The sequence below is a fragment of the Rhodanobacter sp. OR87 genome (assembly GCF_000473345.1).
In the GTDB taxonomy this organism is placed as follows: domain Bacteria; phylum Pseudomonadota; class Gammaproteobacteria; order Xanthomonadales; family Rhodanobacteraceae; genus Rhodanobacter; species Rhodanobacter denitrificans.
Genome location: NZ_AXBJ01000011.1, coordinates 65,006 through 91,694 on the forward strand (window position 1 = coordinate 65,006; position 26,689 = coordinate 91,694).

The 26,689-nt window shown below is 67.8% G+C and carries 27 protein-coding genes; 17 read left to right on the top strand and 10 right to left on the bottom strand.

Annotated features, from left to right (window positions below):
* Positions 1–71: 71 nt before the first annotated feature.
* The 3 genes from RHOOR87_RS0111370 to RHOOR87_RS0111380 all read right to left on the bottom strand — a co-directional run bounded on the left by RHOOR87_RS0111370 (position 72) and on the right by RHOOR87_RS0111380 (position 4,229).
* A complete protein-coding gene (locus RHOOR87_RS0111370) occupies positions 72–2,129 on the bottom strand; it encodes a S9 family peptidase (protein WP_027485074.1) in 2,058 nt (685 codons plus the stop codon).
* An 83-nt stretch (positions 2,130–2,212) separates the two neighbouring features.
* Positions 2,213–3,121, bottom strand: a complete 909-nt coding sequence (locus RHOOR87_RS0111375; protein ID WP_027485075.1) for a patatin-like phospholipase family protein — start codon at positions 3,119–3,121, stop codon at positions 2,213–2,215.
* Positions 3,122–3,197: 76 nt separating this feature from the next.
* The gene (locus RHOOR87_RS0111380) at positions 3,198–4,229 is read right to left on the bottom strand and encodes a class 1 fructose-bisphosphatase (protein ID WP_007510082.1); all 1,032 of its coding nucleotides are present in this window, start codon (positions 4,227–4,229) and stop codon (positions 3,198–3,200) included.
* 153 nt (positions 4,230–4,382) lie between these two features.
* Between RHOOR87_RS0111380 and RHOOR87_RS0111385 the strand changes: the two genes are divergently transcribed.
* The 10 genes from RHOOR87_RS0111385 (at position 4,383) to RHOOR87_RS0111425 (ending at position 12,107) form a co-directional block, all read left to right on the top strand.
* Complete coding sequence (locus RHOOR87_RS0111385; protein WP_027485076.1) at positions 4,383–4,994, top strand: DJ-1/PfpI family protein; 612 nt, start codon at positions 4,383–4,385, stop codon at positions 4,992–4,994.
* Positions 4,995–5,004: 10 nt separating this feature from the next.
* Entirely contained in the window at positions 5,005–5,190 is a 186-nt protein-coding gene (locus tag RHOOR87_RS0111390; RefSeq protein WP_007510087.1) for a hypothetical protein, read from the top strand.
* Positions 5,191–5,347: 157 nt separating this feature from the next.
* On the top strand, positions 5,348–5,980 hold the full coding sequence (locus RHOOR87_RS0111395; RefSeq protein WP_027485077.1) for a glutathione S-transferase family protein: 633 nt from the start codon (positions 5,348–5,350) through the stop codon (positions 5,978–5,980).
* Positions 5,981–6,049: 69 nt separating this feature from the next.
* Positions 6,050–6,754, top strand: a complete 705-nt coding sequence (locus tag RHOOR87_RS0111400) for a YafY family protein (RefSeq protein WP_007510093.1) — start codon at positions 6,050–6,052, stop codon at positions 6,752–6,754.
* Positions 6,755–6,877: 123 nt separating this feature from the next.
* Positions 6,878–8,683, top strand: coding sequence for a DUF885 family protein (locus RHOOR87_RS0111405; protein WP_051357953.1), 1,806 nt, complete (start codon positions 6,878–6,880; stop codon positions 8,681–8,683).
* Positions 8,684–8,761: 78 nt separating this feature from the next.
* Complete coding sequence (locus RHOOR87_RS0111410; RefSeq protein ID WP_027485079.1) at positions 8,762–9,172, top strand: MbcA/ParS/Xre antitoxin family protein; 411 nt, start codon at positions 8,762–8,764, stop codon at positions 9,170–9,172.
* A gap of 140 nt (positions 9,173–9,312) precedes the next feature.
* Positions 9,313–10,035: an RES family NAD+ phosphorylase gene (locus tag RHOOR87_RS0111415; protein ID WP_027485080.1), complete on the top strand. Its 723-nt coding sequence runs from the start codon at positions 9,313–9,315 to the stop codon at positions 10,033–10,035.
* Positions 10,032–10,709 carry an SGNH/GDSL hydrolase family protein gene (locus RHOOR87_RS0111420; RefSeq protein ID WP_027485081.1) on the top strand — a complete coding sequence of 226 codons (678 nt, stop codon included), beginning with the start codon at positions 10,032–10,034 and terminating at the stop codon, positions 10,707–10,709. The genes RHOOR87_RS0111415 and RHOOR87_RS0111420 overlap by 4 nt, the downstream gene beginning before the upstream one ends.
* Before the next feature lie 142 nt (positions 10,710–10,851).
* Positions 10,852–11,370 (top strand): hypothetical protein, encoded by a 519-nt coding sequence (locus tag RHOOR87_RS20415; protein ID WP_155950945.1) that lies wholly within the window; start codon positions 10,852–10,854, stop codon positions 11,368–11,370.
* Positions 11,367–12,107, top strand: coding sequence for a DUF1828 domain-containing protein (locus RHOOR87_RS0111425; protein WP_027485082.1), 741 nt, complete (start codon positions 11,367–11,369; stop codon positions 12,105–12,107). The genes RHOOR87_RS20415 and RHOOR87_RS0111425 overlap by 4 nt, the downstream gene beginning before the upstream one ends.
* 132 nt (positions 12,108–12,239) lie before the next feature.
* Here the strand turns inward: RHOOR87_RS0111425 and phhA are convergent, their stop codons facing one another.
* Positions 12,240–13,127, bottom strand: a complete 888-nt coding sequence (gene phhA / locus RHOOR87_RS0111430; RefSeq protein ID WP_027485083.1) for a phenylalanine 4-monooxygenase — start codon at positions 13,125–13,127, stop codon at positions 12,240–12,242.
* Positions 13,128–13,265: 138 nt separating this feature from the next.
* On the opposite strand from phhA, the gene RHOOR87_RS0111435 reads away from it, so the two are divergent.
* The 4 genes from RHOOR87_RS0111435 to RHOOR87_RS0111450 all read left to right on the top strand — a co-directional run bounded on the left by RHOOR87_RS0111435 (position 13,266) and on the right by RHOOR87_RS0111450 (position 19,073).
* Complete coding sequence (locus RHOOR87_RS0111435; protein WP_015446366.1) at positions 13,266–13,742, top strand: Lrp/AsnC family transcriptional regulator; 477 nt, start codon at positions 13,266–13,268, stop codon at positions 13,740–13,742.
* 42 nt (positions 13,743–13,784) lie between these two features.
* Positions 13,785–14,594 carry a lysophospholipid acyltransferase family protein gene (locus RHOOR87_RS0111440; protein ID WP_015446367.1) on the top strand — a complete coding sequence of 270 codons (810 nt, stop codon included), beginning with the start codon at positions 13,785–13,787 and terminating at the stop codon, positions 14,592–14,594.
* Positions 14,591–15,610: an alpha/beta fold hydrolase gene (locus tag RHOOR87_RS0111445; RefSeq protein WP_027485084.1), complete on the top strand. Its 1,020-nt coding sequence runs from the start codon at positions 14,591–14,593 to the stop codon at positions 15,608–15,610. Before RHOOR87_RS0111440 ends, RHOOR87_RS0111445 begins: the two co-directional genes overlap by 4 nt.
* A 97-nt stretch (positions 15,611–15,707) precedes the next feature.
* Positions 15,708–19,073, top strand: coding sequence for a GH92 family glycosyl hydrolase (locus RHOOR87_RS0111450; RefSeq protein ID WP_027485085.1), 3,366 nt, complete (start codon positions 15,708–15,710; stop codon positions 19,071–19,073).
* Positions 19,074–19,230: 157 nt separating this feature from the next.
* On the opposite strand, the gene RHOOR87_RS0111455 is transcribed toward RHOOR87_RS0111450, so the two are convergent.
* From RHOOR87_RS0111455 to RHOOR87_RS20770, 4 genes are all read right to left on the bottom strand, one after another.
* Positions 19,231–19,842 (bottom strand): 2OG-Fe(II) oxygenase, encoded by a 612-nt coding sequence (locus RHOOR87_RS0111455; protein WP_027485086.1) that lies wholly within the window; start codon positions 19,840–19,842, stop codon positions 19,231–19,233.
* Positions 19,843–19,865: 23 nt separating this feature from the next.
* Entirely contained in the window at positions 19,866–20,084 is a 219-nt protein-coding gene (locus RHOOR87_RS0111460; protein ID WP_027485087.1) for a DUF3820 family protein, read from the bottom strand.
* A gap of 26 nt (positions 20,085–20,110) precedes the next feature.
* A complete protein-coding gene (locus RHOOR87_RS0111465) occupies positions 20,111–20,923 on the bottom strand; it encodes a class I SAM-dependent methyltransferase (protein WP_015446371.1) in 813 nt (270 codons plus the stop codon).
* Positions 20,924–21,014: 91 nt separating this feature from the next.
* The gene (locus RHOOR87_RS20770; RefSeq protein ID WP_231381772.1) at positions 21,015–21,260 is read right to left on the bottom strand and encodes a VOC family protein; all 246 of its coding nucleotides are present in this window, start codon (positions 21,258–21,260) and stop codon (positions 21,015–21,017) included.
* 359 nt (positions 21,261–21,619) lie between these two features.
* Here RHOOR87_RS20770 and RHOOR87_RS20420 point away from each other — a divergent pair, with 359 nt between their 5' ends.
* Positions 21,620–22,306 carry a hypothetical protein gene (locus tag RHOOR87_RS20420; protein WP_155950946.1) on the top strand — a complete coding sequence of 229 codons (687 nt, stop codon included), beginning with the start codon at positions 21,620–21,622 and terminating at the stop codon, positions 22,304–22,306.
* Between the two features lie 91 nt (positions 22,307–22,397).
* Here RHOOR87_RS20420 and RHOOR87_RS0111480 read toward each other — a convergent pair whose 3' ends face one another.
* Both RHOOR87_RS0111480 and RHOOR87_RS0111485 read right to left on the bottom strand, forming a co-directional pair.
* Entirely contained in the window at positions 22,398–23,450 is a 1,053-nt protein-coding gene (locus RHOOR87_RS0111480; RefSeq protein ID WP_231381773.1) for a hypothetical protein, read from the bottom strand.
* 126 nt (positions 23,451–23,576) lie between these two features.
* Positions 23,577–25,052 (bottom strand): AAA family ATPase, encoded by a 1,476-nt coding sequence (locus RHOOR87_RS0111485; protein ID WP_027485090.1) that lies wholly within the window; start codon positions 25,050–25,052, stop codon positions 23,577–23,579.
* Between the two features lie 99 nt (positions 25,053–25,151).
* Between RHOOR87_RS0111485 and RHOOR87_RS0111490 the strand changes: the two genes are divergently transcribed.
* Together RHOOR87_RS0111490 and RHOOR87_RS0111495 are read left to right on the top strand one after the other, a co-directional pair.
* Positions 25,152–26,240: a PQQ-dependent sugar dehydrogenase gene (locus RHOOR87_RS0111490; protein ID WP_015446376.1), complete on the top strand. Its 1,089-nt coding sequence runs from the start codon at positions 25,152–25,154 to the stop codon at positions 26,238–26,240.
* Positions 26,241–26,380: 140 nt separating this feature from the next.
* Positions 26,381–26,674 carry a GIY-YIG nuclease family protein gene (locus RHOOR87_RS0111495; RefSeq protein WP_015446377.1) on the top strand — a complete coding sequence of 98 codons (294 nt, stop codon included), beginning with the start codon at positions 26,381–26,383 and terminating at the stop codon, positions 26,672–26,674.
* Positions 26,675–26,689: the final 15 nt, after the last annotated feature.

Below are 26,689 nucleotides of genomic sequence, written 5' to 3' on the forward strand. Positions count from 1 at the left end.
AAATTCACTTTATTTCATGTGTTTACAAATTGTTCTGTACCAGATTGAATAAATATTTGACGAGATTTCGCTTAGTTCGAGGCCGGTAGGTACTTCGCGAACCACGCCAAAGCCCGTTGCAGCACGTCGCGCTGGTGCGCGGGATCGACGAAGTGGTGGCCTTCGTTCGGGTAGACCACCAGCGAGGTCGGCACGTTCTGCGCGCGCAGCGCGTGCCACATCTCGAACGATTGCGGCGCCGGGCATTCGGCGTCGCGATCGCCGACCACGATCAGCATCGGCGTCTTCACCTGCTTGACGAAGTTGATCGCCGAGCTCTTCGCGTACACCGCCGGGTCGTCGTAGACGCTGGCGCCGAAGAACGGCGGCATCCACTGGTCGATCAGGTTCTGGCCGTAGTAGCTCTGCCAGTTGGCGATGCCGGCGCCGGCCACCACGGCGCGGAAGCGCTGGGTCTGCGTGGGCGCGAACATGCTCATGAAGCCGCCGTAGCTCCAGCCGGTGAGGCCGAGCCGCTGGTCGTCCACCGGCAGCTTCTTCTCCACCGCGTCGACGCCGGCGAGGATGTCGCGCAGGTCGCCGTAGCCGAAATCCCTGCGGTTCGCTTGCACGAACCGCTCGCCCTGGCCGAAGCTGCCGCGCGGGTTCGGCATGAACACGAAATAGCCCAGCGCAGACAGCGGCGCGCCGCCGTAACCGACGCCGGGCCAGCGCGGGATCACCGCGCTGGACGGGCCGCCATGCACCACCACGATCATCGGGTAGCGCTTCTTCGCGTCGTAGTGGGCCGGGTACAGCAGCCAGCCCTGCACGTGGAAGCCCTCGTTGTTCCACTCCACCGATTCGGCCTTGCCCCAGGCCGGTTTCAGCGCGGCGTTGAACGCGGTCACTGCCGGCGGCGGCGCGTGACCCAGCGCGCCGGCATGCACCTCGCTGGCGGCCGTGTACGAGCTCTGCACGAAGGCCACGTGCCTGAGGTCAGCGGAGAGCGACATCGCCATCGACGCGCTGCCGTCGCCGATGCTGGCCGGCACGGTGAAATGCACGCGCTGCTGCTGCGCGCGGTCGCCGGTGACGGCGTAATCCGCCAGCTGGCTCTGGCCGTTGCTGACCTGGCTGACCAGCAGCGAGTGCGGCCCGCTCCAGCGCAGCCACGACGGCGTGACGTGGATGCCCGGCGTGAGATCGACCGGCGCACCACCGCCGGCCGGCACCGCATAGATGTCGCCACCGGTGGCGCCCTGGTCGCTCATCAGGCCGCCGATGAAGGCGATCCGCGCGGCTTCCGGCGACCAGCGCGGCAGCGCGATCTGCAGGCCGTGCAGCGAAGCGCTGGCGGTGCCGGCCGGGTCGACCAGCACGCGGGCGTCGGCGTCCGCCTGCGCGCTCTGCACGTAAAGCTTCGCGATCCACCAGTTGTTGTCGCCCGGCGGCGGCGCGGCGGTGTAGGCGATGCGCGAGCCGTCCGGCGACCAGTCGAATTCGTAGGCGTACAGCGTGGCCGGGGTCAGTTCGCGCAGCGTGCCGTTGGCCACGTCGACGCTGGCCACGCGCTGCACTTCCAGCCCGCTCACGCCGATCTCGCCGGCGGCCGGCTTGGCGGCGGCCACCGCGCTGGCGTGGCGGGTGGCGCCGGGCACGTAGAGGAAGCCGAGCGACTTGCCGTCGGCAGTCCATTGCAGCGAACGCACGTAGCCTTGCAGTGCGGCCAGCCGCGCCGGCGCGCCGCCGCCGCGCGTGTCGGCGAGATAGATGGCGTTCTGCATCGCCTTGGTGCTGGTCAGATCGACGTGGCAATTGGCAATGAAGGCGAGGCGGCGCGAATCGGGCGCCCAGGCGATGCCGGATTCGGCACAGCTGCCCGGCGTGGTGGCGGCGCTGATGCGGTGCGCATGGCGGCCGTCGGCGTCGGCCACCTCGATCGCCGGCTTGTCGTCGCGCCGGATCACCCACGCCAGCTGTTTGCCGTCCGGCGACAGCGCCACCGCCTGGATCGACTGCGCCTTGCCCAGCTCGGTCAGCACCTGTTCGATGCGCGGATCGACCGTGGGCGTGGCGGCGAAGGCATGCGGTGCCAGTGCCACAGTCAGCAGCGACAGCGGGAGGATCAGGCGCGAGCGTTTCAGCATGGGAGGATTCCGGCGCGGGAAGTCCCCACGCTACAACCCGGTGGTCACCGGCGCCAAGTGCAGGACGGCACGGCCGGCGTGGCTCAGGGGGCGACGGTGGCCGCGGCGGCCTGGTGCGCCGCGACCATCGCGGCCAGCTTGGTGCGGATCGCCGGGATCGCCGCCAACGCGGCTTTCTCGCCCTCGAGGATGGCCTGGTTCTTCTGCTCGAAATCGGTCGGGCCGATGCCGCGTAGGTCGGGACGGATCACCACGTCGGCGCGCGCACTTTCCTGTGCAGCCAATTGCCGGCCCATGATGGTGATGGACTGGCCGACGATGCCCATCATGTCCTGCGGGTTGCTGCCGTCGGGCATGGCGGAGATGTCCACCGCGATCACGAAGTCGGCGCCGAGCTGGCGCGCCGCGTCGACCGGGATCGGGCTGACCACGCCGCCGTCGACATAGTGCTTGCCGTGGATCTCGACCGGCTCGAACACGCCGGGAATGCTCGACGACGCGCGCACCGCGCGGCCGGTATTGCCGCGCACGAACACCGTGCGCGTGCCGGTTTCCAGCTCGGTGGCGACCGCGGCGAAGGGCCGCTTCAGCTGCTCGATCGGCTGCTTGTGCAGCAGCTGGTTGACGTAGTCCTGCAGTGCCTGGCCTTGCACCAGGCCGCCGGAAAACAGCCGCACGTCGCGGATCTTCGCTTCGTCCAGGCCGAACGCGGTCTGCTGCAGCGCGAACGCATCCATGCCGCTGGCGTACAGCGCGCCGACCACGCTGCCGGCGCTGGTGCCGGCGACCACGTCCGGGTGGATGCCGCTGGCCTCCAGCATCTTGATCACGCCGATGTGCGCGAAGCCCTTGGCCGCACCGCCGCCAAGGGCGAGGCCGATCTTCAGCTTCACCGGTGGCGGCGCCGCCGGTGGCGGCACCGGTTTGGTGGCATGCGTGCAGGCGCCCAGCAGGAGCGTGGCGAGCAGTGGCAGCAGGCGGCGGAGAGGCATGGGTGTCGGTGTCGGAGGTTTTTGATCCGCTCCTCCCGCTGCATGCAGGGGGAGGCTGGTGACCGAAGGGAGTCAGTCAGCCCACGGCGCCGTCGGCTTCCCGGTGGTAGTGCGTGGCCAGTTCGACCTCCTGCTTCGAACCGAGGAACACCGGCACGCGCTGGTGCAGGCCGCTCGGCTGCACTTCCATGATGCGTTGGCGCCCGGTGGTGGCGGCACCGCCGGCCTGCTCGACGATGAAGGCCATCGGGTTGGCCTCGTACATCAGGCGCAGCTTGCCGCCCTGCTTTTCGATCTTGGCGTCCAGCGGGTAATAGAACACGCCCCCGCGGGTCACGATGCGGTGCACGTCGGCCACCATCGAGGCGACCCAGCGCATGTTGAAGTCCTTGCCGCGCGGGCCTTCCTTGCCGGCCAGCAGCTCGCCGACGTAGCGCTGCATCGGCGCCTGCCAGTGGCGCTGGTTGGACATGTTGATGGCGAACTCGGCGGTCTCGGCCGGAATGCGGATGCCGCGGCGGCTGAGGATGAAACTGCCCACCTCGCGGTCCAGCGTGAACTCGTGGGTGCCGTGGCCGAAGGTGAGCACCAGCACGGTGGACGGGCCGTACACCACGTAGCCGGCGGCGAGCTGGGCGGTGCCCGGCTGCAGGAAGTGCTCGGCCTTCGGCTCGGTCACGCCGTCCGGGCAGCGCAGCACCGAGAAGATGGTGCCGACCGAGATGTTGACGTCGATGTTCGAGGAGCCGTCCAGCGGGTCGAACAGCAGCAGGTGCTGGCCCTTCGGGTAGCCGTCCGGGATCTGCTGCGGGTCTTCCATCTCCTCCGAGGCGCAGGCGGCGAGGTGGCCACCCCAGGCGTTCGCCTCCAGCAGGATCTCGTTGGAGATCACGTCCAGCTTCTTCTGCGCTTCGCCCTGGACGTTCATGCTCAGCGCGTCGCCGTTGCCGGCCATGCCCAGCACGCCGCCCAGCGCGCCCTTGCCGGTGGCCACGCCGATGCGCTTGCAGGCGCGCGCGACCACTTCGATCAGCAGCGAGAGTTCGGCGTTGATGTGGCCGGCGCGGCGTTCCTCGATCAGGAACTGGATCAGCGAGACGGGTTTCATGTCGGGTCCGTGGCAAGAGGAAGCGCCATTGTCCCGGCTCCGGCTGAACGGTGCCAGCCCGGCAGCCCGCGTGCCCGCATCCAGCCCGGCTGCTGACATCACGTTGGCAGCAAGGGGTGGGCAAGCTGTACCTCCATAGCGGAGGGATACGACATGCGCGACGTGGTTTATTTCCTGGTGTTCGACGGCTTTGCCGACTGGCAGGCCGCGCTGGCCCTGTGCGAGATCCGCCGGCCCGGCGACTGGCAGGTGCAGGCGGTGGGCTTCTCGACGGCGCCGGTGGTCTCGATGGGCGGCCTTCGCGTGCAGCCCGAGCTGTCGCTGGATCAGCTCGATCTCAAGCGGGCGGCGTTGCTGATCGTGCCCGGCGGCCACCTGTGGCAGCGCGGCGAGGGTGCCGCGGCGGTGGCGGCGATCCGCCGGCTGTACACCGCCGGGGCGCCGGTGGCCGCCATCGACAGCGGCGTGCTGGCGCTGGCCCGCAGCGGCCTGCTCGACCACTGCCGGCACACCGGCAACTGGGCCGGGCACATCGACAGCCACGTCCCGGCCTACGCCGGCGCCGAGCAGTACGACGCCGGCGTGCTGGCGGTCAGCGACGGCGGCGTGATCAGCGCCAGCCACCTCGGCAGCGTGGAGTTCGCGCGCGAGGTGATCCGCACGCTGGACCTGTACAGCCCCAGCGACCGCGAACACTGGTACCGCCTGTTCAAGCACGCCGAGCTGCCGCCGTGGTGCGTCGGCGAAGCCGTGGCGACGGCCTGAGGAGCCCACCATGAAGCCGCTACTGAAAACCGTGCTGATGGCCTATCGTCCGCTCTATCTGAATGGCCTGCTGCTGGATGGGCAGTACAAGCTGCCCAAGCCGGCCCCGACCGACGCCGCCGCGCCGCGCGCGCGCCGGCGCACCCTGCTGGCTGCACTGACCCACATCGTCTGGCACCCGCGCGGCAAAGCATGATCCCGCCCGTCGCAAGGCGTTCTTCGACTCGCCGCTGGCCTCGCCGGCAGCGGCGTGGCGAAGCCCTGCCCCGGCGCGATCGACATGGACCGCGACGAGCCGGCGGCGGCCCGTTTCCGCAGCACTGACATCACCCCATCGGCCGGGAGCACCCAGCATGGACACGACACCCCGCGTCACCTTCTTTCATGCGCTGCAGAGCCGCTCCGCCGGCACCCGTGCCCTGCTCGAGGAACTCGGTGCCGACTACGAGCTGCAGCTGCTCGACCTGAAGGCCGGCGAACAGCGCCGGTCGCAGTATCTGGCGATCAACCCGATGGGCAAGGTGCCGGCGATCCATCACGCCGGCGCGCTGGTCACCGAGCAGTCGGCGGTGTTCATCTACCTGGCCGATCTCTACCCCGCCGCGAAGCTGGCGCCGCCACTGGGTGACCCCCTGCGCGGGCCCTACCTGCGCTGGCTGGTGTTCTACGGCTCGTGCTTCGAGCCGGCGATGGTCGACAAGTCGATGCAGCGCGCACCCGCGCCGCCGTCGACCTGCGGCTACGGCGACTACGACACCATGCTGCAGACGCTGGTCGACCAGCTCGAACAAGGCCCGTACCTGCTCGGCGACACCTTCAGCGCCGCTGACGTGCTGTGGGGCACGGCGCTGAACTGGACCACCCTGTTCAAGCTGGTGCCTGAGCTGCCGGTGATCCGCGCCTATATCGACCGCGTGCTGGCGCGCCCGGCGATGCAGCGCGCCGCGGCCAAGGATGCCGAACTGCTGGCCGCCCGGGCCGGGTGACGCGATGTATCGCGTCCGGCGTGACGTTCGGCGCTGTTCGCCCGCAGGTGCCTCGGCGATGATGTACGGATGCGTCGAGCCGATCGCCTGTTCCTCATCATCCATGCCCTGCGCGGCCGGCGTACCGCGTTGCAGGCGCGCTCGCTGGCGCAGACCCTGGGCGTGTCGCTGCGCACGGTGTACCGCGACGTCGCCGACCTGCAGCTGTCCGGCGTGCCGATCGAGGGGGAGGCCGGCGTCGGCTACGTGCTGCGCAAGGGCTCGGACATCCCGCCGCTGATGTTCACCGCGAACGAGCTCGAAGCCCTGGTGGTCGGCTCGCGCTTCGTGCGCGCGTTCGCCGGCACCCGGCTGGCCGAGAGCGCGCAGTCCGCCTTGCTGAAGATCGAGGCGGTGCTGCCGCCGGAATTGCGCGAGCGCGCCGCGCGTACGCGGATCTTCGCGCCGGTGTGGCGCGACCAGTACCGCGACGATTTCGCCGCGCTGATCGACCGGCTGCATGCGGCCATCGTGGACAGCCAGGTGCTGCGGCTGGAGTATCGCGACGAGGGCGGCAAGCCCAGCACGCGCGAGGTCGAGCCGCTGTGCCTGTCGTTCTGGGGCGGCAAGTGGACGCTGGGCGCGTGGTGCCGGCTGCGCGGCGACTTCCGCAATTTCCGCCCGGACCGCATCGATACTTGCGTGCCCAGCGGCGAGGTCTTCGTCGAGACCGGCGAACGCGACCTGGCCGCCTACTTGCGCGCGGTCGGCGTGGGCAAGCTCGATCTCGGCTGAGCGGTGCGGCTGGCCCCACGTTGCCATGCCGCGGCAGGAAGGCGAGGATAGGCGTTCGCATCACGTCGCGTGATGCACGTTGACGCCGTCCCGCTGCAAGGAATCCGTGTGAACAAGCCCCTGATGATCGCGCGGCTGGCCGCGCTCGCGCTGACCTGCAGCGCCGCGCCGCTGCAGGCGGCCGCCACGCCGCCGCCCGCCGCCGCCAGCGCCAGCGCCGATGCACGCTTCAAGGACATCTACCGTGCCGAGTGGGCCTGGCGCACCGGCCAGGCCGGCATCAGCACCGCCGGCGAGCCGCAGCTGAACAGCGGCCGGCTCGACCAGGTCGATGCCGCCAGCCAGCAGCGGCGGCTGGCGTATTGGCAGGGTGTGCTGAAGCGGCTCGACGGCGTCGACGTGACGCGGCTATCGCCGGCCAATCAGGTCAACTACGCGATCTATCGCGAGCAGATCGGCAACTTCGTCGCCGGGCAGAAGTTCCAGGCCTGGCAGATGCCGTTCAACAGCGACTCCGCGTTCTGGTCCGATCTCGGTTACGTGCTGGGTGGCGACCGCCTGCGCACGGCCGCCGACTACCAGCGCTACCTCGACCGGCTCGGCCAGGTCCCGGCCTACTTCGACCAGCAGATCGCGAACATGCGCGCCGGCCTCAGGCGCGGCTTCAGCGTGCCGCGTGCGGTGCTGGGCGGGCGTGACGCCTCGATCGCCGCGGTGGCCGAGCTGAAAGACCCGACCCGCAGCAGCTTCTACGAACCCTTCCGGCAACTGCCGGCCTCGATCCCGGCCGATCGTGCGCAGGCGCTGCAGGGCCAGGCGCTGCGGCAGATCCGCGACGAGGTGATCCCCGCCTACGCGAAGCTGCTGGCCTTCTTCCGCAATGAATACGTGCCGCAGGCGCGCACCACACTGGCGGCCGAGGCGTTGCCCGACGGCAAGGCGTTCTATCGCCAGCAGATCCGCGAGTACACCACGCTCGACCTGGGGCCCGACGAGATCCACCAGATCGGCCTCGACCAAGTGGCGAAGATCCACGCGCAGATGCTGCAGGTGATGCAGGACACCGGCTTCAAGGGCAGCTTCGCCGAGTTCCTCACGTTCCTGCGCACGGACCCGCAGTTCTACGCGAAGACGCCAGACGAACTGCTGATGCGCAGCGCCTGGGTGGCCAAGCAGGTGGACGGCCAGATGTCGCGCTACTTCGGCCACCTGCCGCGCGCGCACTTCACCATCAAGCCGGTGCCGGCCGACATCGCGCCGTACTACACCTCCGGCCGCGGCGGCGCCGATGCCTACCTGGTCAACACCTACGACCTGAAGTCGCGGCCGCTGTTCAACGTGCCGGCGCTGACCCTGCACGAGAGCTACCCCGGCCACGCGCTGCAGCTGGAGCTGGCCGACGAACAGCACGAGCAGCCCGCGTTCCGCCGCAACAGCTACATCTCCGCCTACGGCGAGGGCTGGGGCCTGTACTCGGAATACCTCGGCAACGAGATGGGCATCTACCACACGCCGTACGAGCGCTTCGGCTACCTCACCTACCAGATGTGGCGCGCCTGCCGGCTGGTGGTCGATACCGGCATCCATCACCTCGGCTGGACGCGCCAGCAGGCGATCGACTACCTGACCGGCAACACCGCGCTGTCCGCACGGGAGATCGCCAACGAGGTGGACCGCTACATCAGCTGGCCGGGCCAGGCGCTGTCGTACGAACTGGGCTACCTGAAGATCCGCGAGCTGCGCGCGAAGGCGGAACAGGCGCTGGGCGGAAAGTTCGACATCCGCCACTTCCACGATACCGTGCTCGCGCTCGGTTCGGTACCGCTGCCGGTGCTGGAGCAGCGCATCGACCGCTTCATCGCCGAGGGCGGTCCGGAGCCGGACTACGCGTGCGACTGCGCGAAGACGAAGGGAGCTTCGGGACATTGAGGCCAGCTGGTGGTTGGCTGGTTTTTACTGTGCTTGTGAAGTAATATCTTCAATAACTTCACAGGGAGAGTAGGCACCATGGCTGCTCATTCGACCCGCATCGCCGAAGCCGCACCCCGCTACACGCCGCCGGACACGCTCGCCGATCCGGCGCTGCGCGTGTTCTTCAAGCTGGCCGAACACTGGAAGCTGCGCATCGCCGACCAGCGCAAACTGCTCGGCGACCCGCCGGAATCGACCTTCTACAAGTGGAAGCGCCAGCAGGGCGGTGCGCTGGGGCGCGACACGCTGGAGCGGATCAGCTACCTGCTCGGCATCTGGAAGTCGCTGCAGATCCTGTTCCCCGACCCGGCCCAGGCCGATGCCTGGCTGCACAAGCCGAACGCGGCGCCGCTGTTCGGTGGTCATTCCGCGCTGGAGCGCATGCTGTCCGGCAACGTCGCCGACCTGTACGTGGTACGCCAGTATCTGGATGCGCAGCGCGGCTGAGCGGCGCTGCGCTGTACTGTGCTGCGCGTCGCGGTGCGCGAGACGGGACAGCCACACGCTTTGCTCCTCCCCCGCTTGTCACTTGAAGGACTTCCTTCGGTCGCAGAGGAGGGAGTTCGCTTGTTCGATACGGAATCTCGATGCCAACCGAGTTGCCACCCGTCAAACGCATCCGCTGGAACCAGGCCTACCGCATCGTGCCCAGCCGCTTTCCGCCGGTCGGGGTGTACGACCGCATCGCCGATCCGGCCGATCTTGACGCGGTGTTCGCAATCGAGGCGCTGACCAACCCGCGCCTGCGCGAGGAAGCCGGCGCGTTGAAACTGGTGCCGAAGGAGCATCGCCTCAGCGGGCCGGGCTCCACCCCGGTGATGGCCGCGTTCACCCATCTCAATCCGGAAGGCAGCCGCTTCTCCGACGGCAGCTGGGGCGTGTTCTACGCCGGGCACAGCGTCGCCACCGCGGTCGAGGAAACCGTGTACCACCGCGAGCGCTTCCTTGCCGCCACCGCCGAGCCGGCCTGCGACATCCAGATGCGCTGCTACCGCACCCATGTCGACAGCCGCCTGCACGACCTCCGCGGCGGCTGGAAGGCCGAGCACGATCCGGGCGTCTATACGGCCAGCATCAAGCTTGCCCGCGAGCTGCGCGAGCAGGGTTCCAACGGCATCGTCTACGACAGCGTGCGCGATCCGGGCGGCGAATGCCTGGCTGCATTCCAGCCTGACGTGGTGGCGCCGTGCGTGCAGGCGCAGCACCTGGTCTACCGCTGGGACGGCACGCGCATCGCGCAGGTGCTGGCGGTTTCGGAACTGGCGCGGCCGCGCCAGGCTGCGGGCACACCCGGGGAGGCGAGCCGATGAAGACCCTGCGCAACCTGCTGCTGTTCCTGCTGCTGTGGCCATTGCTGGCGATGGCACGCGACAACCGCGAGAACGATCACGCGCAGTGGAACGCGGAGATCGCCGCGTTCCAGGCCGGCGATCGCATGCATCCGCCGCCGGCCGGCGCGGTGCTGTTCATCGGCAGCTCGTCGATCCGCCTGTGGACCTCGCTGGCGGCGGATTTTCCCGGCGTGCGCACGATCAACCGCGGCTTCGGCGGCTCGGAGATCGACGACGCCACTTTCTTCGCCGAGCGCATCGTGGCGCCGTACCACCCGCGCGCGATCGTGATCTACGCCGGCGACAACGACCTGCAGGACGGCGACAGCCCGGCGCACGTGCGCGACGATTTCGCCGCCTTCGTGCGCAAGGCGCGCGCGGTCGATCCCGGCGTGCCGATCGCCTTCATCGCGATCAAGCCCAGCGTGGCGCGCAAGGCGCTGTTGCCGAAGATCCGCGAGGCGAATGCGCTGGTCCTGGCGTATGCCGCAACCCAAAAAGACGTGACGTACCTAGATGTCTTTACGCCCATGCTCAAGGAGGGCGCACCGCAGCCTGATCTTTTCGGTGAAGACGGTCTGCACATGAACCGCAAGGGCTACCTACTGTGGATCAATGTCATCAAGCCTTGGGTGGATGGCGTGCCGCGCTAACCGGCTGGAAGAACGGCTCACGTAGTCGGCGCGGAGCTCAGGTTGCGCGGCGGCTTCTCGCCTGGCAGTTAGTGGCGGTACGCAGTAGGCTTCAACGAACCGGTGGGTCGGGGAGTGGGGATGCGAGCAGGGGACGGATCCAATGGCGGGTAAGGGTTTGGGTGTACCCGATCCGGCCATCGTGGCCGAGATCAGGCGGATGATCGGCCTTTCAAAAGTATGGGTCGCATCGAGTGAGATGACATGGGTAGATGCTGGAGGTAGGCCACGGGGCTTCACTTTCCGGGAGCGCTTGGCCCTTCCGGATGGGTCGCAACCAGCCAGTCTGTTCGTCGAATGCTACTTCAAGACATCCAGCATTCAAGGTTGCCCAGACAAGCTAAGCCTTGGCCTCTTCTTCAACCACTATCGGGTGTTCGCCATCGACGAAAATGGGCCGTCCGGGCACGTCAACGCTGTTGGCTTGGGCAGGCCATACTACGGAAAGCGTGTTGGGCACCCTCAAGTTCACACGGTCAGCGATGACTGCATTTACGGGTATGCCGAGCCACTCGAATCGAGGTCTCTTGAGAGCTATTGGGACTATTTTGTTTTCGAGGCCGGAATAACTGGCGCACCGCCATTCCAGCTTCCAATTCTGCAACTTGGACTGCCAGTATGAACCACGACGCCATTGCTACCGCGCTCTGTGGCCGCTACGTAAAATTGGCGGAGGGTTCGGGCTATCTGGAATCAAATTGGACGTTCCCGAGCGATGGAGCGCTGATCGGCGCATACATCGTGGCTGACGAAGACGGGTGCGTTCGCATCACGGATGACGGCGACGTTGTGTTCAATGCCGCCGTGAGTGGCGCGAACGTTACACGCAACCGGGCCGCACGCTACCGGGCCTTGGCGGAGGGATTCGGTCTGACGCTGGATGACGACGGCGTAATCAGTACGACATGTGACCTTGATGAACTCCCGTATGCGGTTGCCCGCTACATGCAGGCTGCGAGCGCGATTGCGCAGGCAAGCCTTAAGTATCGACCAAAGGATAACGAGCGATTCGAGCGGATCATCGGCACTCTGCTGGAGGCGCAATTCGGTAAGCGGGTCACTCGGCGACCGGAAGTTGTCGGAATCAGTGGCCATCAGCTTCGGTTCCCGTTCGGGCTGGACTTCGACGGCCACAAGCCAGCTCTGATTCAGACCATCTCGGCCGATGACGACCAAACCAGTTGGAAGTCGGTCTATGAGGCCGGTGGCAAGTTCAGCGACATCCGATCGGCGCGCCCGAATCTTCGCTTGATAGCCATTTTGGAGTCGGCAAAAGACACTGAAAAGGCTGGCCGGTATTTTGCCGACGCGGCGGATGTAGTGGTCTACGGCGGTGGCCGGCTGTTGCTCGCTGCCTGACTCTTTATGGTCTCGATAGCGGTCGGGTAACTTGGGTAGCTATTTGCTCTCGACTTCAAGGCTTCGAACAGTTAGTAATAAAAAGGGCCGGTATCTCGGCCGGCCCTTGCGCAGTAGTGGGGCGCGGACGTATTAGGTATCCGCGTTCGTCGCCCAACCCTCGCGATCACCGCGGGTGAATACGCGATCGCCGTCCAGCACGTCGCCGGCGGCGTGCGCCGGCTGCTCGTGCAGGCGGGCGTAGATCGGCGTGAAGTCCGGCCGGGTCGCCTCGAACAGCTGCTCGAAGCTGTCGATCACGAAGTAGGTCTGCTGGTAGGTGTCGATGCGGTAGCGCGTGCTCATCACGCGTTCCAGGCCGAAGCCGATGCGGTTCGGCGAGGGCGAATCGAGGCAGTAGATCGACTCGCCCTTGGAGCTGACGATGCCGGCGCCGTAGATGCGCATGCCTTCGGCGGTGTGGATCAGGCCGAACTCCACCGTGTACCAGTATAGGCGGGTGAGGTTCATCAGCGCCTCGGGGCCGATCGCGAACGCCTTCATGCCGCCGCGGCCGTAGGCCTGCATGTAGTCGGCGAATACCGGATTCAGCAGCAGCGGCACGTGGCCGAACAGGTCGTGGAACAGGTCCGGTTCGCTGAGGTAGTCGAGCTGCTCGGGTTTCCTGATCCACCAGCTGACCGGGAAACGGCGATTGGCCAGGTGGTCGAAGAACACCTCGTCCGGCAGCAGGCCTTCCACCGCCACCAGCTCCCAGCCGGTGGCCTGGCGCAGTACCCGGGTGACGTCCTCGAACTTCGGGATGCCGCCGTTGCCCAGGCCGAAGCGCTCCACCCCGGCGAGGAACTCCCTGCAGGCGCGCCCGGGCAGCAGTTCGCGCTGGCGCTTGAACAAGGTGTCCCACACCTCGTGGTCGGTCTTGCTGTAGCTGGACCACGGCTGCTCGACCACGCCGGTGGCGTACACCGGCACGTAGCCGCGGTCGGTTTGCTGGTGTTCGACTTTGCGGGGCGTGTCCATCGGTGCGATTCCGGTGTGATCGGGGCAAGCCACAGCATACGGCGGTTCGGCCGCAGCAGGGTTGTTTTGTTGCATCGCGCCGCGGAACAAATGCACTATTCTTGCTTTTAAATAGCCATTGTCTGAGGTTTATTGCGCATGACGACACTCGATCGCACCGACCTGCGCATCCTCGCCGTGCTGCAGAGCGAGGGCCGCATCACCAACGCCGAACTGGCCGAGCAGGTCAGCCTGTCGCCGTCGGCCTGCCTGCGCCGGCTGCAGCGGCTGGAGGCGGACCGGGTGATCACCGGCTATGCCGCGCAGGTCGATCCGCAGGCGGTGGGGCTGGGCCTGCAGGCGTTCGTGCGGGTGCAGCTGGTGAAACACGAGAGCGCGGCGATCGAGGGCTTCGTGGAGCGCGTCAACGGCTGGGACGAGGTGGTCGCCTGCCACGCGCTGACCGGCGACATGGATTACCTGCTGCACGTCTACGTGGCCGATCTCAAGGACTTCTCGCGCTTCCTGCTCGACCATCTGCTGAACGCGGCGGGGGTGGCCGATGTCAATTCCAGCTTCGTGCTGCGCACGGTGAAGCGTTCGCCGTCGCTGCCGCTGGCGCAGCTGGAGCGCTGACGCCCCGCGTGTGCGCGAAACTGCCGCTAAACTAACCGACTGATGAGCATCGACACCACGACTACCACGACCGGGCCCGAGCGCGACCTGCTGCGCCCGCTGCGTTACCTGTGGCGGGTGCCGCTGCTGCTGCTGCACATCGTGCTGGGCATCGCGCTGTGCGCGCTGATCCTCAGCTGGAACCAGCGCGTGGTGATGAACAACGGCCGCGAGCCGTTCGCGCACCGCATGATCCGCTGGTGGTCGCTCGGTCTGCTGCGCATCTTCGGCCTGCGCTCGGTGCGCTTTGGCGAGGTGCGGCGCGACCCGGTGCTGTTCGTCGCCAACCACACCTCATGGATCGACATCGTGATGCTGCACAGCCAGCGCGCGGCCTGCTTCGTGGCCAAGGCGGAGATCGCCGGCTGGCCGCTGATCGGCTGGCTGGCCAGGAACGGCGGCACCATCTTCCATCGCCGCGGCAACAACCATTCGCTGTCCACGGTGATGCAGGCGATGGTCGAGCGGCTGCGCGAGGGCCGTTCGGTGGCGGTGTTCCCGGAAGGCGGCACCGGCTACAACGGTGTGCTGAAGATCTTCCATGCGCGCATCTTCCAGGCCGCGCTGGATGCCACGGTGCCGGTGCAGCCGGTGGCGCTGCGTTTTGCCCGCGATGGGCGACGGGTGCTCGATGCCGGTTTCCGCGAGCACGAAAGTTTCCTGCACAACATCGTGCGCATGCTGGGCGAGGCGCCGCTGGACGCCGAGGTGCATTTCCTGGCGCCGGTGCCGGCCACCCCGGAGGCACGCCGACGCATGGCCGAGCTGTCGCGCGAGCGCATCGCCGTCGCGCTGGAAGATCGCCCCGGATGAACCTGCTGCACGGAAAGGATTTCCGACCGCCCTGGCCGCTCAGCAGCGGCCACATCCAGACCATGCTGTCCTCCAGCGGCGTGCGCCGCGTGTTGCTGCCACGCGCGGCGAAGAGCGTGCTGCGCGGGGCCGAGGCGGTAGTGGTCGACGGCGGCGGCGGCGTGCGCCTCACCGGTGCGTACACCGCACAGCAAACCCGGCCGCAGTCGCGCGGCCTGGCCGTGCTGTTCCACGGCTGGGAAGGCAGCGTCGACTCCACCTACGTGCTGCAGACCGGCAGCCGCCTGCTCGCCGACGGCTGGGACATCTTCCGGCTGAACTTCCGCGACCACGGCGACAGCCATGGGCTCAACGAGGCGCTGTTCCACTCCTGCCGGCTCGACGAGGTGGTGCACGCGCTGGGTGACATCGCCGCGCGCTGGAGCTCGCGGCCGATGGCGCTGGCCGGCTTCTCGCTGGGCGGCAACTTCGCGCTGCGCGCGGCGATGCAGACCTCGCGCGTGGGCATCCCGCTCAGCTACGTGCTGGCGGTGTGCCCGATCATCGACCCCGGCGAGGGCCTGTTCTCGCTGGAGGAATCCGCGCCGTGGTTCTACCAGGCGTACTTCATGCGCAAGTGGCGGCACTCGCTGCTGGCCAAGCAGAAGGCGTTCCCGCAGCACCAGTATTTCGAGATGTCCGAACTGAAGCAGCACCTGCGCGGGCTGACCGAGTCGCTGGTGCTGCGGCATACCGACTTCAATACCTTGCAGCAGTATCTGGACGGCTATTCGGTGGCCGGCGACGCCATGCGGGCGATGCAGATTCCCGCCACCATCCTCACCGCCAGGGACGACCCGGTGATCCCGGTCAGCGGCTTCGAGAAACTCGAACTGCCGGCCAACGTCGAGCTGGACATCGCGCCGTACGGCGGCCACTGCGGCTTCATCCGCGGCTGGGGCATGACCAGCTACACCGACGACTACATCGCCACGCGCTTCAATGCGGTGGCGGACGCGGCCGTGCCGACCGGCTGAACGCCGGCGCGATCGCCTGGAGAGCGGGTGCCCACGGACGAACGCGCACCATCACCGTGGGCAGGCCGGGGGCGGGGGCATGATCGGATCGGGGTGGATGGGGAACTTGCACGCAGCCGGCTGGCTGCGCCGGGGTCTATGGCTGGCCTGCCTGCTGCCGTGCCTCGCGGCCGGCGCCACGGAAACGGGCTTCCTGCGCTCGTTCGAGAACAGCGAGCCGGCGCCGCCGGCACCGTTGGCGGGCGCCTCCTTCAGCGTCGACGTGGCCGGCGGCCCCGGCCAGGCGGCGGCGCTGACCGCCAAGCCCGGCGTCGGCTTCAGCGGGCAGCGTTCGCTGCACTACCGCGGCAGCGCCGGCGGGCAACAGCAGGCGGAGCTGTATGCGGTGGACCTGCCGGTACGGCCGGATACGCAGCTGTCGTACCTGATCTTCCCGCTGTCGAACGCGGGCGACCTGCGCAACCCTTCCACCTACGTCGCGGTGGACCTGCTGTTCGACGACGGCAGCCGGCTGTCCACCCGCGGCGCACGCGAGCAGCACCGCATCGGCGCCGCGGCGCGCGCACAGGGCGAGGGCCGCACGCTGTATCCGGACCAGTGGAACTACCTGTCGATCGACGTGGGCGCGGTCGCCGCCGGGCGCACGATCAAGCGCATCGTGCTGATGCACGACGGTCCGGCCGCCAGCTTCGAGGGCTATCTGGACGACCTGCGCCTCGGCGCCGCGCCCGCCGATACGCGCCGGCGCCCCAGCGACTTCGTCGACACCCGTCGCGGCACCAATTCCAACGCCCGCTTCTCGCGCGGCAACGCCTTTCCCGCAGTGGCCGTGCCGCACGGCTTCAACTTCTGGACGCCGGTGACCGATGCCGGCTCGGACCGGATGTACCAGTACCAACAGCGCAACGATGTCGACAACCGCCCGCGGCTGGAAGCGTTCGCGCTGTCGCACGAACCGAGCCCGTGGATGGGCGACCGCCAGACCTTCCAGCTGATGCCGGCCGCAGTCGCCCGCGGTGCGCCGAGCGCGAATCGCGCGGCACGCGCGCTGAGCTTCAGCCACGCGAACGAGGACGCGCACGCACACACCTACCGCGTGGCCTTCGACAACGGCATCGTCACCGAGCTCGCGCCGACCGACCACGCCGCGATGTTCCGCTTCACCTTCGCCGGCGATCGCGCGCAGCTGGTGTTCGACAACCGCGACGATCGCGGCGGCATCGCGCTGGACCCGTCCGGGCAGAGCTTCAGCGGCTGGTCCGACGTGAAAAGCCGGCTCTCCGCCGGCGCCACCCGGCTGTTCTTCTATGGCGAGGTCGACCAGTCGGTGCGCGAGAGCGGCCGGCTGCGCGGCGAGGGCCGCGACCACGTGGCCGCCTGGTTCGGCTTCGACACCACGCAGGCGAAGGTGGTGAACCTGCGCATCGCCAGCTCGCTGATCAGCCTGGAACAGGCACGGCGAAACCTGGCGCTGGAGATCGCACCGGGCGAGAGTTTCGACGACGTGCGCGATCGCGCGCAGCGGCAGTGGGACGCGCAGCTCGGCATCGTCAAGGTGCGCGGCGCCAGCCGCGACGAGCTGACCACGCTGTACTCCAACCTGTACCGGCTGTTCCTGTACCCGAACGTCGCCTACGAGAACACCGGTACGGCGGCGCAGCCGCACTGGCGCTACGCCAGCCCGTTCTCCGCGCCGGTCGGCCCGGACACGCCCACGCAGACCGGCGCGCGCGTCGTCGACGGCAAGCCCTACGTCAACAACGGCTTCTGGGACACCTACCGCACCGCGTGGCCGGCCTACGTGCTGTTCACGCCGACGCAAGCCGGCGAGATGATCGACGGCTTCGTGCAGCAGTACCGCGACGGCGGCTGGATCGCGCGCTGGTCGTCGCCCGGTTATGCCGACCTGATGGTCGGCACCAGCGCCGACGTGGCCTTCGCCGACGCGTGGCTGAAGGGCGTGCGCAACTTCGACGTGCGCGCGTTCTACCAGTCCGCGCTGAAGGACGCCACGGTGGCCAGCCCGCTCGCCGGCACCGGCCGCAAGGGGCTGCAGCGCGCGATCTTCAAAGGCTACACCTCGACCGGCGTGGAGGAAGGCCTGTCCTGGTCGATGGACGGCTATATCAACGACTTCGCGATCGGCAACCTCGCCGCCGCGCTGGCGCAGCCACCCGCAACCGACGACCCGTACGCCGCGCACTACGCCGACGATGCGGCGTATTTCCGCCAGCGTGCGCTGGGCTACGCGAACCTGTTCGATCCCGCCGTCGGCTTCTTCGTCGGCCGCGACGGTGCCGGCGACTGGCACCACGACGCCGGGGATTTCGACCCGCTGCGCTGGGGCGGCGACTACACCGAGACCGACGCCTGGAACATGGCCTTCCATGCGCCGCAGGACGGCGCCGGCCTGGCCGCGTTGTACGGCGGCCGCGCCGCGCTGGCGGCGAAGCTCGATGCGCTGTTCGCCACGCCGGGCGAGTTCCACGTCGGCAGCTACGGCGAGCCGATCCACGAGATGCTGGAGGCGCGCGACGTGCGCATGGGCCAGTACGGCCACAGCAACCAGCCCTCGCACCACATCGTCTACATGTACGACTATGCGGGCCAGCCGTGGAAGACGCAGGACAAGGTGCGCGACGTGCTGAGCCGCCTCTACGTCGGCAGCGAGATCGGCCAGGGCTACCCGGGCGACGAGGACAACGGCGAGATGTCCGCCTGGTACCTGTTCAGTGCCGCCGGCTTCTATCCGCTGCGCATGGGCACGCCGGAGTACGTGATCGGCGCGCCGTATTTCCCGCACCTGGACATCGCGCTGGAGAACGGCAAGCACCTGGTGATCGACGCGCCGGCGGTGAGCGACGCCAACCGCTACGTGCAGGGCCTGCGCGTCAACGGCCAGCCGTGGAACCGGCTGACCCTGCCGCATGCGCTGCTGGCGCAGGGCGCCACGCTGGCATTCACGATGGGGCCGCACCCGTCGCGCTGGGCCAGCGACGAGGACGCGCTGCCGCCGTCGATCACCGGCGAAGGCCTGCCGCAACCACTGCACGATCTCGTCGAGAAGCGGCTCGGCCGGGCCCGCGGCATCCCCGCCATCCCGGGCCTGCCGCTGCTGTTCGACAACGACTCCGCCACCGAAGTGGCATGGCCCGCCGCCACCGCCACGATCGACTGGTACTTCGGGCTGCCACGCCGGGTGAGCATGCTCACGCTGACCGCGGGCAGCACGGCCACGGCGCCGTCGGGCTGGCAGTTGCAGGGCTCCGCCGACGGGCAGCACTGGTCCACCCTCGATGCGCGCCACGACGAACGCTTCGCCTGGCCGCAGCAGACCCGCGCCTTCGTCGTGCGGGAGCCGGGCGAGTACGCCTACTACCGCCTGCGGATCGATGCGGCGACGACGGACGCGCGGCGCGCCCTGGCCGAGATCGAGCTGCTCGGCGCCACGTCCGGCCCGTAGGCAAGCCCTCGTTGAAGTCGAACTGCCCGGCGTCGCCCCCAACCCGTAGGAGCCCGCTGGCGGGCGATGCTTTGATCTTGCGAATTCCGAATCCCGGCTCTCAACAGACGAACGTCTGGTCATCCCGGCTTTAACAGCATCGCCCGCCAGCGGGCTCCTACGCGATCCGGTCAGGGCTGCGCTGGCGCATCCAGCAGGCGATGCTCAGGCGCTCGCGCGTGGCCGGCAGCACCTCGTGCTCGAACCGCGCGGAGAGGAACAGCAGCAGCGTGCCGGCGTGCGGAAGAATGTCGCGATGCGTGCCGTCGCCCAGGTACAGCCGCAGCGCGCCGCCGTCGGCTTCCTGCCAGCCCTGGTTGAGGTAGAACACCGCCGACAGCACCCGCGCGTCGCTGTCGCGCAGGCGATCCAGGTGCCGCGCGTAGCGCGCCCCCGGCGGGTACACCGCGTAGTGCGCCTCGCTTTCCACCAGGCCCAGCATCAGCTCGCGGTTGAGCGCCAGGCGCAGCGTGTCAAGGCGCGCGACGAACGTCCGCTGCGGCGCACTCGCCGCCGCCGGGTCGAACCACTGCGTGCGGTCGCCGCGCAACTCCGTAGCGGTGTGCGCCGCACCGACCCGCGCCGGCACCAGCCGCCGCGCCGCGTACAGCGCCGTGCACTCGTCGGCCAGTGCACGGGTCTGTGCCGGCGCCAGCAGCTCGGTCAGCACGCACCAGCCGTCGCCAGCCAGGGCGTCGGCGGCGGTGCGGAAGAGGCTGGCGTTGTCCATGCGCGCAGTGTAGCCAGCGCGGCTCAGGAAGTACGTCGGCGCAGCGGCTCCAGCAGCCGGGACAAGCCGTTGTGGTCGATCTCCAGCATCAACGCCAGCAACCGGCCCAGCTCGCCGTTCGGAAAGCCCTTGCGCGCGAACCAGGCCAGATACGCGCCGGGCAGGTCGGCGAGCAGCCGGCCCTGGTACTTGCCGTAGGGCATGCGCACCGTCACCAGCTTCGGCAGGTCTGCTGCATCCATCGTCGTCATTCCCGCCGTGCTGGCCCTCACGGCTTCACGAACTTCAACGTCATCCGATCCGACTCGCCGATCGCCTTCATCTGCGCGTGCTCGCCGTCAGGCCCGGACAGATCCGGCGGCAGGCGGTGCACGTTGATGTCTTCCGGGTCGTTCGGGTTGGCATTGATCTGCGATACGCCGGCCACGCGAAAACCGGTTTTGAGGGCCAGCGCGATCAGGTAATCCTCGGGGAGACGGTGCAATGCCCCGGCGCTTTCCACGCCATCGGCGAACGGTTTGGCGCGGTGTTCGGTGACGCCAAATACGCCGCCGAGCTTGAGCACGTTGAACGCAGCCTTGAACACGGCATCAAGCGTGGCCGGGCTGTGGTTGAGCCAGTCGTGCGTGTTGCGGAAGGTGAGCACCATGTCGGCGGAGTGGTCAGCGCCCAGCTTCACCTGCTCCGGTGGGGCGAACGGAATGACTTTTGCGATGTGTCCGTACACCGCCGGGTCGGCCTTGAGCTTGGCGGCGAACTTCGCGGCTGATGGTGGCGCCGCTTCGATCAGGTGACCGTGCGCGTGGAGGAACGGCGCGAGGATTTCGGTGTACCAGCCGCCGCCGGGTGCCAGTTCGATCACCGTCATGTTCGGCTTGATGCCGAAGAACTGCAGCGTCTCGAGCGGATGCCGATATTTGTCGCGGGCCCGGTTCGCGTCGGAGCGCCAGTGGCCGTTCACCGCCTGCTGCAGCGCCGCGGTGGTGCTGTCCGGCGCGCTGGCAGGAGCGGCGCTGGCGGCGACAGGGAGCAGCAGGGCCGCGAGCAGCGGGATGAGCAGCTTGCAGGTACGACGAAACATGGTTCGACCCTCCTGACGATGGGCGTTCAAGACTACGCCGAAACCGAGGGTCGGGGCCGTGCCGGAGCCGTCCTCCGCGGTAACCGTCGCGTTACTTTGCGAACAACTGCGCGCGATCGGCGAACGCCTTGAACTCCAGCGCATTGCCGCAGGGGTCGAGCAGGAACATCGTGGCCTGCTCGCCCGGCTGGCCCTCGAAGCGGATAGGCGGCTCGATCACGAAGCGCGTGCCGGCCGCCCGCAACCGTTCGGCCAGTGCGTGCCACGCATCCATCTCCACCACCAGGCCGAAATGCCGCACCGGCACGTCGTCACCATCGACGTCGTGCGCCTCCACCGTGCGCGCTTCCTCCGGCGCCAGGTGCGTCGGTGCGTCGCGATCTGGTGGCCGTGGAAATCGAAGTCGACCCAGCGGTCGCTGCTGCGACCTTCCGGACAACCCAGCAGCCCGCCGTAGAACGCGCGGGCATTCGCGAGCGAGCTCACCGGAAAGGCGAGGTGGAATGGCGGCAGGTTCGGCATGGCGGGCGCAAATGCGAGGGGGAGCGCCAATGATGCCGCATGCCGGGACAGCACGTGCGCGCCTTCCTCCCCACGCCGCGGCCACTGCACAACGATGCTCGCGATGTGCAGCGCAGGAACTTTGCAAGCGCCCGGGCGGTCCACCCGATGCCTGTGCCAAGGGAAGGCTCGACCGTGAAAGAAGAGCCGGGGAAGTCCAGCAGCTTGCGCGAGTCGAGTTACCGAGTCGCGGTCCTGGTCGTGGTGATCGGTTGCCACCTTGGTTTACTGATGCTGCTGCTGCGGCCAGTGATCTTCTATCGGAACACGACTCCGGGCGTGGGAAACGACCCGCATGTGCTCAAGCTGCGCTTTTTCCGATCGCCGCCGCTGTTGCCGCATCCGGCGTTGCCGGCACACCATCCAGTCGCGCCGGCTGCGCATAGCCATGCAACTCCATCGGCAGGGCCGTTGGAACCGCTGGCGGCCCAACAAGTTGCACGCATCGACGCGCGGCCCCATGAAACGCGTTCAACCATTGCGGGAGACCCGGGTGCGAGCGAGGACGGTTCCACCAGCGACGGAGGTTTTCAGGAGCGGCTACGCCATGCCCAATACGTCCAATCTGTCCGCGGAGTGCCCGGATCCGATACGCCCTCCGCGCCCGGCATTCATTTGGTCGATCCGATGAGCCAGGGCATAGGCGTCCTGATGCGCACGGCCCAACGTGCGTTTGGTATCAAGAACCGTCATTGCATCGATGTCGACGTGTGGCGCCATCTCACTCCGCAGGAGTTGAGTGCGCGACACGTCTCGCCGGATGACGTCGACGAGCTCGACGAGAAATACGCCTGCAACAAGCCGCCGGGGCTACATTTCTAGTCTTCCGGCCAGAAGCGTGCCGCCGAGGCATGCAATCCGGCCTGGTTTTCCGGACCTCGAAGCGCCGTTCTTGGCGGGGCAGGCGATGGGCTCAATGCCCTTCGATGCCCGCCCTGTGCACCAGTGTCTCGAACGCCGCGGAGATCTGCGCGTCGGTGAAGTTGCAGTGCCCATCGCCGGTCGGGGCGAGCACAGTCAGCAACTTGCCGTTGCCCGCCGCACGCACCTGGTCAGGGTAGATGGGATGAAAGCGCGACGGGATGGTTTGATCGAAGGCGTTCCACTGCATCACCAGCGGCACGTCGATATGACCGGTCAAGGTGACGTTGCGTTGGGCGTAGGCCATGGCCGTGGGCGAGCCGGCATAGCGATGCACCTGGCGGTTGAAGGCAGCATCGTCGCCGAAGCCGCGATAAATGGTCTTGCGGTTGTCCACCGGCATGCCGCCGGCGCGTTGTTCGAGTTCACGCAACACCATGTAGTCGAGCGCCAGCGATGGCAGCGTTTCCGGCGTTTCCTGCAGACGCTTTTCCAGCAGGCTGGCCTGCTTCGGGTGCGCCTGCAGCGCCTTGGCGAAGACAGCTGGAGGAATGAACGGTGGTGAGTCGGGAGCGGCCAGGTCCGGCAGGATGCCGGGAATCAGTGCATCGAAGGCCACCAGCGGTGTAACTACGGCACGCGACAGGAGGTCGGGTGTCGAAACGGTCACTCCGCACATGACCAGCGCACCGGCGTAGACGTGTTGGTAGCGTTCGATGCTTGCCGCTGTCTCCAGGCCACCCAGCGAGAAGCCGTAAATCCAGGTGTGGGCAGGGCGAGCGAAGGCACGAATGAAATGTCGGCGAAGACGTTCGTTGTCGACGACGGCATCACCCACAGCCCAGCCTTGCGATGCGTATTCGCTCTGTGCGACGGCATAGCCTTGCTTGAGAAAGATCGGAGTGGCTTCAGCTGCCCTCATCGGCGTCGTTTTCGGCGCACCCACGGGCTGATAGCCGTGCATCAGCATGACCAGGTCGCCGTTCCAGTTTGCCGGGATATCGATGCGGTAGGGAGCGCCCTGCAGCGTACCGGCGTGGGCGCCCGGCTCCAGGCCGGCGGCGAGCGCAGACAGAGAGCCGATTCCGATACAAGCTGCCAACATGAGCCAAACGTAGATCAGTCGAACCTTCCGTAGCGACCTTTGCATGATGACCCCTATGGTGGTGAGCGCAGGAAGTTAGTTACGCGGAAAAGATCGGTATCGCCTCATCCTACAACTCAGTCCCGGTCAATCCGCCGCCACGCAGCGCCCCTGCGCCCATGCCCGCAACGCCTCCACCTGTTCGCGCATCAGCACCGACAGCGGGCGGGTCTGCTGCAGCGCGTGGATCAGGGCGGGCTGGTCGGGTGGCGTGCCGCTGCCGGCGACGTCGTACAGCGCGCTGACGATGGTCTGTTCGATTTCGGCGCCGGAGAAGCCGTCGCTGGCGGCGGCCAGTGTGGGCAGGTCGAAGCTGGCGGGGTCGAGTTTGCGACGGGCCAGGTGCATCGCGAAGATCTCGCCGCGCACGTTTTCCTTCGGCAGGTCGACGAAGAAGATCTCGTCGAAGCGGCCCTTGCGCAGCAGCTCGGCGGGCAGCTCCTGCACCGCGTTGGCGGTGGCGACCGCGAACACCTTGGCCTTGCGTTCGGCCATCCAGGTCAGCAGGTAGCCGAGCACGCGGCGCGACACGCCGCCGTCATCGCCGCCGCCGGCCAGGCCCTTCTCGATCTCGTCGATCCACAGCACGCACGGCGCCAGCAGCTCGGTGCTGGCCAGCGCCTCGCGCAGGTTCTTTTCGGTCTCGCCCTGGTACTTGTCGTACAGCGTGCCGAAGTCCAGCCGCACCAGCGGCACGCCGAAGCCGCCGGCGATCGCCTTCGCCGCCAGGCTCTTGCCGCAGCCCTGCACGCCGAGCAGCAGCACGCCCTTCGGCGGGTCGAGCGCGGGGTCGGGCGTGGCGGCGAGGAACACCGCGCGGCGCCGCTGCACCCATTCGCGCACGCGGCTGACCCCGGCGATGTCGGCGAAGCTGGCGGTGGCGTATTCGTAGTGCAGCAGGCCGGAGCGGTTGAGCAGGTCGAACTTCGACTGCATCAGCTCGGGCAGGTCCTGCGGGCCGAGCGCGCCGTCGTTGTAGATCAGCTTGCGCACGATGCGCCGCGCATCCGGCGCGGACAGGCCGAGCAGGTTGCGCACGATGGTGCGCGCGGCGTCGTTGTCGACCGTGACGTTGCGGCCCTGCTCGCGCTGCCAGGCCACCGCCTCGCCGCGCAGGATGCCGGCCAGTTCCTTGAGATCGGGCAGCGACAGCGGCACGCGCAGGGCCAGCGCTTCGAGTTCCTCCGGCAGCTCGACCCGGGCGCCGACCAGCACGATGGTGTGCGCCGCCGAACGCTGGCGCTGCACGATCTCGCGCAGCTGGCGCAGGCTCATCGCGTAGCGCAGCAGGCTGTGGAAGTCGAACATCAGGTAGATGCCGCGCTGGTCCTGCGCGCGGATCGCGTCCAGCGTGGCGGTCGCGTCCGGCGCCACCTCGGCGTCGGTTTGCGCGAAGTCGAGCCGGCCCAGGCCGTCGGTGAGCGTCCAGCGCCACAGCGGGTGCAGCGCCTGCGCAATCACGTGGCGGAAGCACTCGATCACGCGCGGCTCGTCCACCGTCTCGATCACCAGCAGCGGCGTGGCCGCGCGGACCAGGGTGGTGAGATCGTCCAGTTCGCTCATGCAGTCCCCTCGAAAGGCTGCAGTTTAGCGGGCGGTGTGGCTTCTGGCTTCACGCGGGCCGGTATACGCTGCGGTTTCCCCGGAACGCGGAGAACTGCCATGCGCCTGCTGCTGCCGTTGCTGCTGGTCCTGTCGTCGCTGCCGGCGCTGGCCGCGCCGCCGCTGCAACGGCTGAGCCTGCCGAAGGGTTTCCACGTCGCGCTGTATGCCGACCAGGTGCCGGACGCGCGCGAGCTCGCGCTGGGCGCGAAGGGCACGGTGTTCGTTGGGTCCAACGACGCCGGCAAGGTCTATGCGCTCACCGACGCCAACGGCGATGGCGTGGCGGAACGGGTGCGGGTGATCGCCAGCGGGCTCGAGCTGCCGGTGGGCGTGGCGTTCAAGGGCGGCGACCTGTACGTGTCCGCGGTGAGCCGCATCGTCGTGCTGCGCGACATCGAGAACCACCTGGATGATCCGCCGAAACCGGCGGTGGTCACCGACAAGCTGCCGACCGAGGCCCACCACGGCTGGAAGTTCATCGCGTTCGGCCCGGACGGCAAGCTGTACGTGCCGATCGGCGCGCCGTGCAACATCTGCGACCCGGCTCCGGCGCACGGCAAGCTGATCCGCATGAACGTCGACGGCAGCGACTGGCAGGACGTGGCCCGCGGCATCCGCAACACGGTCGGCTTCGACTGGCAGCCGGGCACGCAGCGCCTGTGGTTCACCGACAACGGCCGCGACCTGCTGGGCGACGACCTGCCCAGCGACGAATTGAACGAGATCACCGGCCCCGGCCAGCACTTCGGCTACCCGTACTGCCATCAGGGCGACACGCTCGACCCCGAGTTCGGCCGGGGCAAACGCTGCAAGGACTATGTGCCGCCGGTGCTGAAGCTGGGCGCGCACGTGGCCGCGCTGGGCATGCGCTTCTACGAAGGCAAACAGTTTCCGGCCAGCTACCGGGGCGCGATCCTGGTCGCCGAACACGGCTCGTGGAACCGCACGAAGAAATCCGGCTACCGGGTGATGACGGTGCGCCTGCACGGCAGCAAGGTGCTCTCGTACGAGCCGCTGATCACCGGCTTCGAGCAGAACGAAAGCGCCTGGGGCCGCCCCGCCGACGTGCAGCCGCTGCCCGACGGCAGCGTGCTGGTCAGCGACGACCTGGCCGGGGCGGTGTATCGGGTGACGTACAAGCCATGAGCCCCATGGCATTCCTGCGCGAAGTGCGATTCCTGCCTGCGCAGGAATGACGATGGTGTGGGTGATGAGCGGGCGTGGACCTTTTTTCCCTTTGTCATTCCTGCGAACGCAGGAATCGCACTTCAATGCGAGGTATAGCCATGGACAGGCGACAACCCTGCGTCTACATGCTGGCGAGCAAGAAGAACGGCGTTCTCTACATCGGCGTAACCAGCGACCTGGCCAAGCGCATCTGGCAACACAGGAACGACGTGGTGGAGGGTTATACCCATCGTTACAGCGTGCATACGCTGGTGTGGTACGAACTTCATCTCACCATGGAATCGGCGATCCTGCGCGAGAAAACGCTCAAGGCCTGGAAGCGCGACTGGAAGATGCGGTTGATCAACGAAGGCAATGCCGAGTGGCGGGACTTGTATCCGACTATCCTGTAACTGTCGAAGTGCGAT

What these genes read in the sequence shown, in the direction of transcription:
- RHOOR87_RS0111465 (WP_015446371.1), bottom strand. Translation starts at nt 20,923, where the DNA reads ATGTTTCGTCGTACCTGCAAGCTGCTCATCCCGCTGCTCGCGGCCCTG.
- RHOOR87_RS0111380 (WP_007510082.1), bottom strand. Translation starts at nt 4,229, where the DNA reads ATGAAACCCGTCTCGCTGATCCAGTTCCTGATCGAGGAACGCCGCGCC.
- RHOOR87_RS0111435 (WP_015446366.1), top strand. Translation starts at nt 13,266, where the DNA reads ATGACGACACTCGATCGCACCGACCTGCGCATCCTCGCCGTGCTGCAG.
- RHOOR87_RS0111395 (WP_027485077.1), top strand. Translation starts at nt 5,348, where the DNA reads ATGGACACGACACCCCGCGTCACCTTCTTTCATGCGCTGCAGAGCCGC.
- RHOOR87_RS0111375 (WP_027485075.1), bottom strand. Translation starts at nt 3,121, where the DNA reads ATGCCTCTCCGCCGCCTGCTGCCACTGCTCGCCACGCTCCTGCTGGGC.
- RHOOR87_RS0111385 (WP_027485076.1), top strand. Translation starts at nt 4,383, where the DNA reads ATGCGCGACGTGGTTTATTTCCTGGTGTTCGACGGCTTTGCCGACTGG.
- RHOOR87_RS0111490 (WP_015446376.1), top strand. Translation starts at nt 25,152, where the DNA reads ATGCGCCTGCTGCTGCCGTTGCTGCTGGTCCTGTCGTCGCTGCCGGCG.
- RHOOR87_RS0111440 (WP_015446367.1), top strand. Translation starts at nt 13,785, where the DNA reads ATGAGCATCGACACCACGACTACCACGACCGGGCCCGAGCGCGACCTG.
- RHOOR87_RS0111415 (WP_027485080.1), top strand. Translation starts at nt 9,313, where the DNA reads ATGCCAACCGAGTTGCCACCCGTCAAACGCATCCGCTGGAACCAGGCC.
- RHOOR87_RS0111410 (WP_027485079.1), top strand. Translation starts at nt 8,762, where the DNA reads ATGGCTGCTCATTCGACCCGCATCGCCGAAGCCGCACCCCGCTACACG.
- RHOOR87_RS0111405 (WP_051357953.1), top strand. Translation starts at nt 6,878, where the DNA reads ATGATCGCGCGGCTGGCCGCGCTCGCGCTGACCTGCAGCGCCGCGCCG.
- RHOOR87_RS0111425 (WP_027485082.1), top strand. Translation starts at nt 11,367, where the DNA reads ATGAACCACGACGCCATTGCTACCGCGCTCTGTGGCCGCTACGTAAAA.
- RHOOR87_RS0111390 (WP_007510087.1), top strand. Translation starts at nt 5,005, where the DNA reads ATGAAGCCGCTACTGAAAACCGTGCTGATGGCCTATCGTCCGCTCTAT.
- RHOOR87_RS0111485 (WP_027485090.1), bottom strand. Translation starts at nt 25,052, where the DNA reads ATGAGCGAACTGGACGATCTCACCACCCTGGTCCGCGCGGCCACGCCG.
- RHOOR87_RS0111400 (WP_007510093.1), top strand. Translation starts at nt 6,050, where the DNA reads ATGCGTCGAGCCGATCGCCTGTTCCTCATCATCCATGCCCTGCGCGGC.
- RHOOR87_RS0111495 (WP_015446377.1), top strand. Translation starts at nt 26,381, where the DNA reads ATGGACAGGCGACAACCCTGCGTCTACATGCTGGCGAGCAAGAAGAAC.
- RHOOR87_RS20415 (WP_155950945.1), top strand. Translation starts at nt 10,852, where the DNA reads ATGGCGGGTAAGGGTTTGGGTGTACCCGATCCGGCCATCGTGGCCGAG.
- RHOOR87_RS0111455 (WP_027485086.1), bottom strand. Translation starts at nt 19,842, where the DNA reads ATGGACAACGCCAGCCTCTTCCGCACCGCCGCCGACGCCCTGGCTGGC.
- phhA (WP_027485083.1), bottom strand. Translation starts at nt 13,127, where the DNA reads ATGGACACGCCCCGCAAAGTCGAACACCAGCAAACCGACCGCGGCTAC.
- RHOOR87_RS0111445 (WP_027485084.1), top strand. Translation starts at nt 14,591, where the DNA reads ATGAACCTGCTGCACGGAAAGGATTTCCGACCGCCCTGGCCGCTCAGC.
- RHOOR87_RS0111460 (WP_027485087.1), bottom strand. Translation starts at nt 20,084, where the DNA reads ATGGATGCAGCAGACCTGCCGAAGCTGGTGACGGTGCGCATGCCCTAC.
- RHOOR87_RS0111480 (WP_231381773.1), bottom strand. Translation starts at nt 23,450, where the DNA reads ATGTTGGCAGCTTGTATCGGAATCGGCTCTCTGTCTGCGCTCGCCGCC.
- RHOOR87_RS0111420 (WP_027485081.1), top strand. Translation starts at nt 10,032, where the DNA reads ATGAAGACCCTGCGCAACCTGCTGCTGTTCCTGCTGCTGTGGCCATTG.
- RHOOR87_RS0111370 (WP_027485074.1), bottom strand. Translation starts at nt 2,129, where the DNA reads ATGCTGAAACGCTCGCGCCTGATCCTCCCGCTGTCGCTGCTGACTGTG.
- RHOOR87_RS0111450 (WP_027485085.1), top strand. Translation starts at nt 15,708, where the DNA reads ATGGGGAACTTGCACGCAGCCGGCTGGCTGCGCCGGGGTCTATGGCTG.